9 protein-coding genes are annotated in these 12375 nt (G+C 39.5%); all 9 read right to left on the bottom strand.

The window, feature by feature from the left end; all coding sequences use genetic code 11:
• Window positions 1-22: 22 nt before the first annotated feature.
• A complete protein-coding gene (locus tag X953_RS05580) occupies window positions 23-574 on the bottom strand; it encodes a hypothetical protein (protein ID WP_040954712.1) in 552 nt (183 codons plus the stop codon).
• Between the two features lie 205 nt (window positions 575-779).
• Complete coding sequence (locus X953_RS05575) at window positions 780-1916, bottom strand: Ger(x)C family spore germination protein (protein WP_040954711.1); 1137 nt, start codon at window positions 1914-1916, stop codon at window positions 780-782.
• Window positions 1913-2995: a GerAB/ArcD/ProY family transporter gene (locus X953_RS05570; protein WP_198023316.1), complete on the bottom strand. Its 1083-nt coding sequence runs from the start codon at window positions 2993-2995 to the stop codon at window positions 1913-1915. The genes X953_RS05575 and X953_RS05570 overlap by 4 nt, the downstream gene beginning before the upstream one ends.
• A complete protein-coding gene (locus X953_RS05565; RefSeq protein ID WP_040954709.1) occupies window positions 2988-4532 on the bottom strand; it encodes a spore germination protein in 1545 nt (514 codons plus the stop codon). Before X953_RS05565 ends, X953_RS05570 begins: the two co-directional genes overlap by 8 nt.
• A gap of 368 nt (window positions 4533-4900) precedes the next feature.
• Window positions 4901-6343 carry a glycogen synthase GlgA gene (glgA, locus tag X953_RS05560; RefSeq protein ID WP_040954708.1) on the bottom strand — a complete coding sequence of 481 codons (1443 nt, stop codon included), beginning with the start codon at window positions 6341-6343 and terminating at the stop codon, window positions 4901-4903.
• A 12-nt stretch (window positions 6344-6355) separates the two neighbouring features.
• Window positions 6356-7462 (bottom strand): glucose-1-phosphate adenylyltransferase subunit GlgD, encoded by a 1107-nt coding sequence (gene glgD / locus X953_RS05555; protein WP_040954707.1) that lies wholly within the window; start codon window positions 7460-7462, stop codon window positions 6356-6358.
• Window positions 7463-7482: 20 nt separating this feature from the next.
• Complete coding sequence (locus tag X953_RS05550) at window positions 7483-8640, bottom strand: glucose-1-phosphate adenylyltransferase (RefSeq protein ID WP_040954706.1); 1158 nt, start codon at window positions 8638-8640, stop codon at window positions 7483-7485.
• Window positions 8633-10585, bottom strand: coding sequence for a 1,4-alpha-glucan branching protein GlgB (gene glgB / locus X953_RS05545; protein ID WP_040956984.1), 1953 nt, complete (start codon window positions 10583-10585; stop codon window positions 8633-8635). Before glgB ends, X953_RS05550 begins: the two co-directional genes overlap by 8 nt.
• A 481-nt stretch (window positions 10586-11066) precedes the next feature.
• Window positions 11067-12119, bottom strand: coding sequence for a glycoside hydrolase family 15 protein (locus X953_RS05540; protein ID WP_369792729.1), 1053 nt, complete (start codon window positions 12117-12119; stop codon window positions 11067-11069).
• Window positions 12120-12375: the final 256 nt, after the last annotated feature.

Raw genomic sequence — 12375 nt, 5'->3', positions numbered from 1 at the left:
AATTGGAGGTGCAATTTTTTCCTTAGTTAATTTCCTTCGCTAAATTCGGAGCGTGTAATCCAGCATCTTCAAATAACGGAGTCAATTTTTCATTTGTTGCATTAATTTTTTCTTCTGCGGCTGCAGCGTCAATTTCTTCTTCGTCAAGTGCTTTTGCGTATGCTTCGTAAGCACCTTTTAATTCTGTCAAAGCATCATTAAATGTAGCTGTTTTATCTTCATCCAGATCTTCTACTTTGATACCTTCAATTGCTGTAGCAGCTTCTTCTGCTGCAGTTATGGCATCTTCTTTTGTTGTTTCAATTGTAGCTTCAGCCTCTGGATTGTTTACGGATTCTACATACATGTTAATCTTTGTTTGATATGGACGAACTGTTTTAGCAACATCTAAGTAATTACCTAAAAGCGCCTTTTTAACTGCTGCTTCGTCCTTTTCTCCATCATCTTTCTTTTCTGCAGTTTCTTCTGCATTTGTATCTTCACCATTTGAGCTATCTGTGTTATTTTGTGTTTGGCCACATGCTGTTAACACAAGCGCCAATAGCATAGCGAATAGTATGAAAATTTTCTTCATGGAATTGTACCCCCTTTTAATCAATACATTAAGTAGTCTATACGCAAGATGTGCAAAAGTAAATACAGTAGCGAAATGTTCTAAAACTTAAAAAAGGGTGATATTTTAAATTTTTCAATTAAAACTTCTGCTAATGTTTATCTTAGTTATCAGAAGTCGGAGTTTAACTGCTTTTGTCCTTTTTAAATAGCTTCTTTAAAAACCTTTAATAAGTACCTCCTGTCTCCGTAATCGTCACTTGAAAGATTGGTTTGATCTGTATATCTTTAAAATAATTCTCTGGTAATCGCTTCTCATGTAATTTTTTTGCATGATAAGCTAACAGGTCTCTGCCGTAACCAAACACATCTGAATTAACCTCTTGTAATTTAGTGATTACTTCTATAGCGTCTTCATAGAGTCTTTCTTTTATTACCTTTTCTAACTCATCTGCCTTCTCCTTCTTGTATAGGTGATCCGAGGCATATTCCTGTATTTGTACTTCCACTTGAATATACAATTTAACAATAAACTGACCTGATGAAGCATCATACATTATATCTTTTTTCGTATCTGCATCAGAAATAATGAAAGAAACATAATTGTATAACCAATTCTCTTTCTCTTGGTTGTCTACTTTAAACGTGAGTTCAATATTTTTTCCACGTTCTTCAGCCAAAATCATCATCATCTTTGATTGGTGTCCAGTGAGATTTTCACCAGTATAGCTGCGTTTATTGAATAAAGCGAGTCCATCTAATTCTACCCCCTCGTTCTCTTCATCGTAATGAAGTAAAGGCAGACCAAAATCTCTACCCTCATCGAATAATTGAGTACCAATCATTTGAATTGATTGCTTCGGTATCGTTCCATTGCGTTCTTCATTGTCTAATAACTCTTCAATATACTCTATAATTAAAGTTTGCTCTTTTTGTTGAATGCGGTATATTTTCTCTACGCTTCCTTTTACTACTGCAAGCTTGGCACCAAGCGGACTTCGTGGATCCCGATAAAAGGAATCAAGAAAGGGATAAATATCTATTTTAGCTAAGTCTTCATTAAGTAAAATCATTCTTGCTTTTCCTTCTGCAAAATCACCAGAAATACGCTTATTCAATAGGCTACGGAGTTCTCGAATCGTTGTACCATTAACGCTAACGATTTCGTTAGCAATTCCAGCCTTCGGATCTTTGGGAACAGAACGAATTACTACTGTTTCCCTGAGCTTTTCATCCTCACCTGGATCATACCCGATTCCGTAAATCAGACGATTTTCCTTTAGCATTTGCTGATCCCAACAGCCTGTTAAGCTAAGTAATATAATTGGCATAAGTATCAACAATGCGCGCTGCAGCCTCTTCATTTGCTCCGCTCCTTCCTAATAAAAGAGAGAAATAGTAACAAAAGTGGAAGAACAAAGATAAATAGGTAGCTCGCGTTAGATATCACCCGGACATAGTTTACAATCCCATAAATATCTTTATCTGAAAAAAATAGTACTGTAATGATTAAAAGAACGCACCATCCAACCATTGGTGCATGTGATTTCCTCTTAAATATTGTTGTTACTCCCAATGAAGCCACATATAGGTACATAACCAAAGTTGTGACGATACTTACAAACCACACGGATATAAATAAAAGATCAATTCTCTCTACTAAATCAAATTTGAAGGACTTGAGCATGTAGAGAACTGGTTCAGGAATTAACTTAATTTCTGCCGGACTAAAAACCGTTATCGTAATAAATACGATAAGTGTATACAGTATAGTAACAAATGCATTTGCAGCCACGACGATGCTATAACGTCTAAATCTTTCATCGATAAATGGAAAAAGCACCAACAATAATTCAAATCCCAGCATCGAATTTGTAACTTCTTCTATGCCCTTCAAAATATTCATCATACCTGCTTGGCCTACAGGTAGTACAAAACGGATATCAAAATAGACTATTGCAGGGACTAGAATAAGGATTAGTACGATAACAAATGCGGATGTAAACGTATAAAATCGGGCAATCACCTTCATATTATCCTTCGCAAGATAATAAGTTACACCAAGGACTAATACGTATATAACAAGATGCGGGGTCTTGAATAATACCCAGCGTTTTAAGATATCAGTAAATAGTAAGGTAGTTAAAAACACCATACTTAAGAAATAAACACTGTATGCTAAGTTAATTAAACTACCTAGATATTTACCAACGAGTTTAGGCGCAAATTCATATAGAGTTTGTGCTTTAAAGCGTGTTGCCAGCAACCAGATAATTGTAACAAGTAATTGGATAGTTAATCCGGCAAGAAGAACAGATATCCACCCATCTCCTTTTGCAATCTGGTGAACATTTCGTGGTAGAGATAAAATCCCTATACCAATTTGTACCTGTACCAAGATTGAAAAGGCGGCCCACCATGTCAAAATGCCTTTGTTATTCATTTTTTTCATCCCAATCTCTTGGGTTTTCCGCCTGATTAGTCCGGTAAGCAGCCTGAGAATCCTTTGGTCTGTTATGAAGCATCCAGGTTGGAAAGCGGATTATAGTATCTTTTAATTCTTTCCACCGTAACGGGCCAAACGGTGCAAAGTAAGGAGAACCAAACGACTCTAGCTTGCATAAATGAATGACAATGATCAAAAATCCAATTACAATTCCTATTAATCCAAACAGAGCAGCCGCGATCATTAATGGAAAACTTAGTAATCGAATGGTTGTGCTCATTTCAGTTGAAGGCATAATAAAGGATGAAATAGCTGTAATTGCTATAACAATAATCATCATATTTGAAACAAGATTTGCATCAACTACCGCATTCCCGATTACCAATCCACCTACAACTCCAATCGTTTGTGCAACTGGATTTGGCAGTCGTATCGTCGCCTCTCTAATTAGTTCTAATGTTATTGCCATAAACATCGCTTCTAACAGAGGCGGCACAGGTATAGGTTCCAAGGAAGATTTAATTGCAAATAATAATTCAACAGGCACGGATTCATAGTGAAAAGAAACTACGGCAATATAAAGGGCAGGCAAACCGACCGTGACAAAAAAACTAAACACACGAATAAACCTGTAAAATGATCCAATCATTACTCTGCCGTTGTAGTCATCAGGAGATTGGAAAAAAGCAATTAAAGAAGAAGGTGCTACCAGACAGGTGGGAGTCCCACTCATCATAATGCCCACCCTCCCATCCATTAGATTAGCAATAAGTCGATCTGGTCTTTCTGTGTTTAATGTTTGTGGAAATGGTGAATAGGTCCGTTCTTCTATATATTCCTGTATATAACCGGGTATTTGGATGAAATCCGCCGATATGGATTGAAGACGTTCTTTTATTTTACTGATTAGCTCTTTATTTGCAAGGTCGTCAAAATACATAATTGCTACGTTTGTGGATACCGTTTTTCCAAGCTTAATATATTCTACCTTAAGCTTTGGATTTTGCACCTGGTTTCTTATTAAGTTGATATTGGTGTTTAAATCTTCAATGAATCCAATATGCGCTCCCCTGATAACCTGTTCGTTAAATGGTTCCTCTGGTGGGCGATTATTTTGCTTACTTACCTTTATAAGGATTACCTTATTTGACTTTGGTTGGAGGAAAGCACAAAAGCCGCTTGTTAGGGCTTCTACGACCTCTGACAGTTTGATTGATTCATTTACATCAAGTGCTGTAACAACTTCTTTAATTGGTTGGCCATTTGCTTGTTTAATCGGTTTAATGACATGATTTTCAATTGATTCGTTATTTACCAAAGTTTCTAAATACAAAAGGGAGCCATTTTTACCGTCCCAATTAATTGTTTTGCATACCAAATCAGCAGTATCTGCAAACGATACTTTTACCTTTGTAATATTTTTATGTAAATCATTTGATAATGTCTCATCAGATACAGAATTAGATTGATATGGACGCGTTTCATTCTTAAATGTATGTTTTTCTTTATTTTTTTTTGAAAAGATATTAAACATATTAATTTCCTTTCCAAATAACCTTTATCTTCAGCATGCTCCATGGTGGAAATTAATATTCAACTATAGATGCAGTTTTCTGATCTATAGTTGGGATGTATCAAATGAGGAGCGGGTTCATTTTGGAACGGAGGTCTCTTATAAATAGCTTGCTCTCTCATTTGAGAAGGGCACTCTCTCATACAATAGCTTGCTCTCTCATTTGAGAAGGGCACTCTCTCATACAATAGCTTGCTCTCTCATTTGAGTGCGGTGGTCTCTCATATACAGGCTTCCTCTCTCATTTGGGAAGGGCACTCTCTCATATAATAGTTTTCCCTCTCATATCTACATCTTTTCTCTCATTCCACCAAAAAAAACAGCCATCCTTAAATGGCTGTTTTTTCTTTCAATAGTGACACATATAGTTTTAGGTATGCTTGTGCTGATGCATTCCAGCTGAAGTCTTGGCGCATGGCTCGTTCTACCAGCTGCTTCCATTTGCCAGGCTGATAACGGAATAGACCCACTGCCTGCTCCAGTACATACAACATGTCATGGGCATTATAGTTGGTGAACGTAAACCCGTAGCCTGTATCTCGTAAAACATCATATGGGGCAACGGTATCCTTCAAGCCACCGGTTTCTCTGACAATTGGAATTGTCCCATAGCGCATTGCCAGTAGTTGCCCGATGCCACATGGTTCAAATTGAGATGGCATGAGAAACAGGTCGGAGCCTGCATAGATCTGTCTTGCCAATCCTTCATCAAAAAATAATTGCACCCTTACCTGCTCCGGGTATTCCTTAGCTAGCTCCCGAAATCTCTGTTCATAGTGCCCATCTCCCGTCCCAAGTAGAATAAACTGGACACCTTGCCCGAGTATTTCACGAAATACATGGAGCACCAGATCGATGCCTTTTTGTTCAACAAGTCTTGTTACCATGGAAACAACAGGAATAGTACGATCAACAGGGAGATCCAGCTTTTCTTGTAATTGCAGCTTATTTGCTTGTTTTCCCTCGACATCATCATACGATTGGAAAATAAAACGATCTAACTCCGGATTATACTCCTCTGTATCAATTCCATTCACAATCCCTTGCAGGAAACCATCTCGTTCCCGCAAAAAGCCGTCTAACTGCTCTCCATAATGTGGTAGTTGTATTTCCTCTGCATACGTTGGACTTACGGTAGTGATCTGATCAGCATATGCCAGACCTGCTTTCAAATAACTAACATTCCCGTGGAACTCCAGGCCATTCATATGAAAATACAATTCACTTAAATCCAACAAATCGGATAGTACTTCCTTTGGGTAAACGCCTTGGTAACGTAAATTATGGATAGTAAAAACGGTCTTTATCCCTGAATAGAATGGATGATTACTATAACGGGCTTTCAACAACACACTAATTAGACCTGTTTGCCAATCATGACAGTGAATAATATCAGGCTTTCTATTCAGGTAGGGTAAAGCTTCCAGAACGGCACGAGAGAAAAAGGCGAATCGTTCCCCATCATCAAAAAAGCCATAGCTTCCGTGACGCTTGAAATAATATTCATTATCAAGAAAATAATAGCAGATACTATCCCGTTCGACTTTTTCAATACCACAATATTGTGTTCGCCATCCGACAGGGACTTCCATTTGAGCTACATTTTCCATCTCCTGTTTTAAGAAAAATGGCAAATCTTCGTATTTGGGCAGCATGACACTTACCTCGACACCTTGATCTAAAAGCGCTTTTGGCAATGATCCAATCACATCGCCAAGCCCACCTGTCTTAATAAATGGTGCACATTCAGATGCTGCAAAGACTATATTCATTCCTATCCCCCACTATCGTAAAGCCGATTTTTCAATCACCTGAATTTGTCCAGCTGTCCTAGTCATTTGACCGTTGATCAACTTTACATGCTTATCTGCGATGACACCATCAATTTCCACACCTGCTCCAATTTCTCCTCTTTGCATAATAATACTATTCTTTACGACAGCATCCTTATGTACTTTCACTCCACGAAATAAGATGCTGTTTTCCACTTTTCCTTCGATTTCACAACCGTTAGCAACGAGTGAATTGCTCACATTTGATGTAGCAGTATAGGTTGCCGGTGCTTCATGCTTCACTTTTGTAAAGATATCGCCATGTTTGTAAAAATAATCATAGATGATTTCCGGGTTTAAAAAATCCATATTGCTTTTATGATAGCTTTGGTTAGAATGGATAAATGGCAAATGACCTGCAAATTCGTATCCTTGGATATTCAGCCTATGCTGATTTGCCTTCACCACGTCTTTTAGAAAATCATATTCCTCTTGTTCTATACAGCGCTCAATGAGTTGGATAAACAATGCTTTATCTATAATATATGTTTCCAAGCAAACATGCGCACCAGGAAGTGGTGTTGTAAAAAGATCGATATCCAAAAGACTGCCATCACGAAGCATGCGGCATTGATGGTAGATAGGCTTCTCCACTGGTGTCCCATCATACTCCTTATATAAAATGGTAATGTCCGCCTGTTTTTCTCGATGTGCATGGACTGCATCACTATAATCTATTTTCCCTACATGATGACCTGGAGAAATAACAATCAAATCTGCTTTTGTTTGTTTAAACATTTGCAAATGCTCATGGAATTGCTGCAAATCACCTTTTACTTTTTTATCTGGACTTACTGGTGGAAGAATGTGCAGTCCCCCATTTCTTCTGTCAAGATCCCACTCTCTACCAGAGCCAAGATGGTCCATGATGGAGCGATGTTTTGCTTTGGTAAAGACGACGACATCCGTTATCTCTGAGTGAATAAAGTTAGATAGCGTGAAATCGATCAAACGATATCTGCCTCCGAATGGGACGGAAGCAAGACAGCGATGCTTTGTCAGTTCTTTTAAAAAAGGCTTATCGTTTACGAGATTAATTACCCCAAGTACATTGTTCATTTAAACGTCATCCCTTCCTATCATGGCAGCGTGTTTTCCAGCTTGGAAAGCATGAGCTGTTGCTCTCCATATAATGTAATTTCTTTAGGTGAATTTTCGGAACCGATCACAGACCGATCAGCAATCACAGAATTAGGGGCAATAATTGCATTTTCAATTCGCACATTATTACCGATTGATACGTTTGGCATAATGACTGAATTCCTTATTAAACTACCCTTGCCGACAGAGACATTATAGGAAACAACCGAACCTTCCACCTTGCCAAAAATCATTGTTCCTTCATTTATGAGCGAGCGCTCAATCTTCGCCCAAGGAGAAATATATTGTGGCGGGTTATTCGCATTCCCTGCATAAATTCGCCAATCCGGATCGTCAAGCGTAAAACCATCTGTCTTATTCAATAGATCCATATTTGCTTCCCATAGACTCCGAATTGTCCCCACATCTTTCCAGTAACCATCGAAATGGTGCGTATACAGACTTTTTTTATCACCGAGCAACCTTGGAATAATATCCTTTCCAAAGTCATGTGAAGACAGGTCATTGACAGCATCTTCTTCCAGGTAGCGTTTCAGTAGCTTCCAATTAAAAAGATATACGCCCATAGAAGCAAGGTTGCTTTCAGGCGCATTAGGCTTTTCTGCAAATTCCGTAATTTTCCCTTGTTCATCTATATTCATAATGCCAAAACGGCTTGCTTCCTCCCATGGCACTTCAATAACGGCAATCGTTGCGTCGGCATGTTTTTTTGTATGGGTATCAAGCAGCTTTGTGTAATCCATTTTATAAATATGGTCGCCAGAAATAACGAGGACATATTCTGGATCATGCTGGTCGATGAAGCGAATGTTTTGATAAACAGCGTCCGCTGTCCCCTCAAACCAATGTCCGCCGTCCTTTGCCTGGTATGGTGGCAGTACGGAAACTCCTCCAATATTCCGGTCCAGATCCCATGCTTTCCCGTTACCGACATAATCATTTAACAGATGTGGCTGGTACTGTGTAAGCACCCCCACCGTATCGATCCCCGAATGGGTACAGTTGCTTAAAGTGAAATCAATAATACGATATTTTCCTCCGAAGGGAACAGCTGGTTTTGCCAGTGCATTTGTCAACTGGCCGAGCCGTGTCCCCTGTCCACCGGCAAGAAGCATTGCAAGCCATTTTTTACTCATTGTGTAACACCCCTAATCTTTTCTGTACTTTCTGCTTTCGTTGTGTTGGTTTCTTCGTAAAAATCGCCATTCCTAGCGGGGGTACGGTAACCTCCATGCTGTAAGGCTGGTTATGGTATGGCTTTTTTTCAACATGTAATCTATCTGTATTTAGCTGACCCGAGCCACCGAACTCCTTTGCGTCACTATTGAAGCTCTCTTGGAAAATGCCTGCAGCAGGCACTCCGATTCGGTAATTCTCATAAACTGCCGAACTGAAATTACAGACAACAATACAATAATCTCCCCTTCGCTTCCCCTTACGTATAAAACTTATGACACGACCTGCGGAATTATGCGGATCAATCCACTCAAACCCCTCTTGTTCATGGTCCAGTCTCCACAACGCACGATTGTTTTTGTAGAAAGAAGTAAGTTGCTTAAAATAGTGAAGAAAGGTTGTATGTGAATCATAGTCCAATAGATTCCAGTCAAGCTGCTCTAGATCCTTCCATTCATCAAATTGGGCAAATTCACTTCCCATAAACAACAGCTTTTTCCCCGGGTGTGTCATTAAATAACCGCATAGCAGTCGTAAATTAGCAAACTTCTGCCAATAATCGCCCGACATCTTGTTCACAAGCGATCGCTTTCCGTAAACAAGCTCATCATGGGAAAATGGCAATACGAAATTCTCCGAGAAGGCATACATAAATGAAAATGTAAGTAACTGATGATGGTGACTCCGTTCCGCTTCTTCCATTTGCATATAGCGAAGCACATCATTCGCCCAGCCCATGTTCCACTTATAATTAAACCCAAGCCCACCTGAGGAGGTCGGGGACGTAACAAGTGGATAATCAGTCGCTTCTTCCGCAATCATGAGTATATGCGGATATTTAGCAAAAATGACTTCATTTAATTTTTTTATAAAGGAAATTGCTTCCAAGTTTTCCGGTCCGCCATAAGCATTGGTGACAGGAACAGCCAGTGTATTATCATGATTCAAATAGATCATCGAGGAGGCTGCATCAACACGAAAACCATCAATATGATATTCCTCCAGCCAAAACATCGCATTAGAAATGAGAAAACTGATTACCTCTGGCTTACTAAAATCAAAATTGTTGGTTCCCCAATTTGGTCGCTCGGCTTTTTCCAATTCCCTTGGTTCAAACAACGGTGTACCATCAAATTGCCGAAGACCATGATCGTCTTTACAAAAATGTAAAGGAACCCAGTCCATGATGACACCAAGTCCCGCCTGATGACATCGATCTACCAAGTATTTAAAATCCTCTGGGGATCCATAACGACTTGTCACCGAATAAAAACCAGTAATCTGATAGCCCCATGACCTGTCATATGGGTGCTCCATCAGTGGCATAAATTGGATATGTGTATAACCAATGGATGCCACATAAGGAATCAATTCATCCGCTAACTCCCTGTATGTATAAAATTCTTCGTTCTCCTTTTTCTTCCATGATCCTGCATGCATTTCATAAATCACCATCGGCTCATGGAAGTGATCTCGCCTTTTTCGATTGGTTTGCCACTTTCCATCCAGCCATTCATAGCGGCCCAGCTGGTGAACGATGGATGCTGTATTTGGTCGTTTTTCTGATGCGAACGCATACGGATCAGCTTTTTGCATTACATTTCCCTTAGGAGTATGGATTTCGTATTTATATAAATCGCCTTCCCCTAACCCCGGAATAAAACCAAACCAAATCCCGGAAGCCTCTATCCGTTCAAGCGGATCATTCGTCCCTTGCCAGTTATTGAAATCCCCCACCACGTTTACCTGAAGTGCATTTGGTGCCCATACAGCAAAACGAACTCCCTTTTGCTTTTGACTTGTGGTTACATGTGCACCAAGCATTCGGTAACTCTCATATAGTGTACCTTCATGAAATAAATAGCGATCAAATTCACCTGGCATCACCAGGTCTGTTTCTTCCATTAAATTCGATTTCTCTGTCTTCACAAGCTGATTCCCCTCCAACTAATCTCTTTCTCTCTATATTCCATGCGAAAATTGCGGTTCCTTCGATGATAATTGACTAGTTTTCAGAAGCATTGTCGAAAAAAATTTTAGTGATCTTACAAAGTAGCAATGAGATTAAACAGGAATTCGTAATTAAAAAAGGTTCCATTGGAAAGGTTGAGGTACAAACTTCATCGAATACATTCATAGTAGGAGGAAAATGCGAACTAGAGGAAATCACTGGCTACCGGGAAGGTAAGATACTAATTAATCAGCAGTAGAGCGAGATAATCCGCCGGAGAACTAATTAATCAGCAGCAGAGCGAGATAATCTGCCGGAACCCCAAGTTACTTCGTAGTTTGTCCATTTTCCCAATCATTGGATATCTCCCATCATCATTCACATCAGAACCATAAAAAAACAGATGCTGCCCAAAAGGGTGCATCTGTTTTTTTCTTACACGTATTGTTCCTGTATATTCAATACTTCGATCTTTTCCAAAAATAAATAAGATAATGCTACAGACCAGGCAAGTGGTGTGTTGCCATTCGGTACATTGATTCCACCGATAAATAGCTCAGGGATTTCCCAATTATCTGGTATGTTGCTAGTTGTTTTATCAACATACTCCTTTGCACGGTCCATCATGCCTAACTCCATATAACATAATCCGAGCCATGGAAAACCGAATGTCCACTCTGCTTCGCTTCCTTCATTATAATAATGGTCATTTTCATAGCGTATAACACCATGGGAACGTTCCAACCGATTTGTGAGCCTGCCGAGTATTTCCTGTGCCATCTCTCTGTCCAAAATTCTGTATGGATAGATCAAAGAGAGCAAGGCAAGATCCGTTTCCTTTGTCTTACTTTCATTCGGCAAGAGCTGTTTTAATGCCTGCTCACCTTTTTGAATCAGTTCTTCTTTTACATCGACTAACAGTTTCACAGCCTGAAGGCCAGCAACCGCTGCACCGACACTGGAGGCATGTACCTCCATATTTTCTTCCCACATGCCATTGTCTTCTGCATGCCAGTATTCCACGCATTCCAAATAGTCCACAAGCTTTTGAATGATCCTTAAGTCACTCTCATCACGTATCACCTGTTGGCCGTGTTTATGCCCTTCTCCAACGCCCCATAGAAAGGCACCGATGGCATCATTCTGTGCGTGCCCCCACTCGACATCCATCTCTTTTAGCTCCTTGGAATACCTTGCATGAATATACTCATATAGCTGTACAGGCTTTTGCTTCCGATGGATATCAATTTTCCATTCATAGGTTTTAAAAATATCAAACAAGGCTTGATATGCTTTTTCAAAGCGCTCGGATCGTTGATGGAGAAATGGCAGAACCGTATAGCAAACATCTCTGATCCAGACGTAACTATAATCAGATGAAAGACTTGCAGTATAAGCGCCATTTGGCAGTCGCATACGATCAAGCATTTCCAGTGCTCTTAACCTATCCACGTCGAAACCCCTCCCAAGAAAATGATTTATCTCCATTGTTAACATTCCCTATTTTTTTTAAACCTGGAACCTTTTTTTAAGCGATTACATTATAGTTGAAAAAGCTCACCTTGCAGGTAGCAGCTTCGTCCCTATATTGTATGAAGAAGAGGGGATTTTGTGTAAGAATCGATGATCACCACTGGGGGATAGATTCCATTCAAGTGGAGCTGCAACTTGTTTTAAACTAAACTCAGCTTAGTTGAATAATCGAATACAGTTTAGTGAACATACTTCAAATTTCCACAACACA

The organism is Virgibacillus sp. SK37 (genome assembly GCF_000725285.1).
In the GTDB taxonomy this organism is placed as follows: Bacteria; Bacillota; Bacilli; order Bacillales; family Amphibacillaceae; genus Virgibacillus_Q.
Note: the sequence above shows the minus strand (reverse complement) of the source record. Positions and strands in the feature narration are given on the sequence as shown.

What these genes read in the sequence shown, in the direction of transcription:
- X953_RS05550 (WP_040954706.1), bottom strand. Translation starts at nt 8,640, where the DNA reads ATGAGTAAAAAATGGCTTGCAATGCTTCTTGCCGGTGGACAGGGGACA.
- glgA (WP_040954708.1), bottom strand. Translation starts at nt 6,343, where the DNA reads ATGAATATAGTCTTTGCAGCATCTGAATGTGCACCATTTATTAAGACA.
- X953_RS05565 (WP_040954709.1), bottom strand. Translation starts at nt 4,532, where the DNA reads ATGTTTAATATCTTTTCAAAAAAAAATAAAGAAAAACATACATTTAAG.
- X953_RS05540 (WP_369792729.1), bottom strand. Translation starts at nt 12,119, where the DNA reads ATGGAGATAAATCATTTTCTTGGGAGGGGTTTCGACGTGGATAGGTTA.
- X953_RS05580 (WP_040954712.1), bottom strand. Translation starts at nt 574, where the DNA reads ATGAAGAAAATTTTCATACTATTCGCTATGCTATTGGCGCTTGTGTTA.
- X953_RS05575 (WP_040954711.1), bottom strand. Translation starts at nt 1,916, where the DNA reads ATGAAGAGGCTGCAGCGCGCATTGTTGATACTTATGCCAATTATATTA.
- glgB (WP_040956984.1), bottom strand. Translation starts at nt 10,585, where the DNA reads ATGGAAGAAACAGACCTGGTGATGCCAGGTGAATTTGATCGCTATTTA.
- X953_RS05570 (WP_198023316.1), bottom strand. Translation starts at nt 2,995, where the DNA reads ATGAATAACAAAGGCATTTTGACATGGTGGGCCGCCTTTTCAATCTTG.
- glgD (WP_040954707.1), bottom strand. Translation starts at nt 7,462, where the DNA reads ATGAACAATGTACTTGGGGTAATTAATCTCGTAAACGATAAGCCTTTT.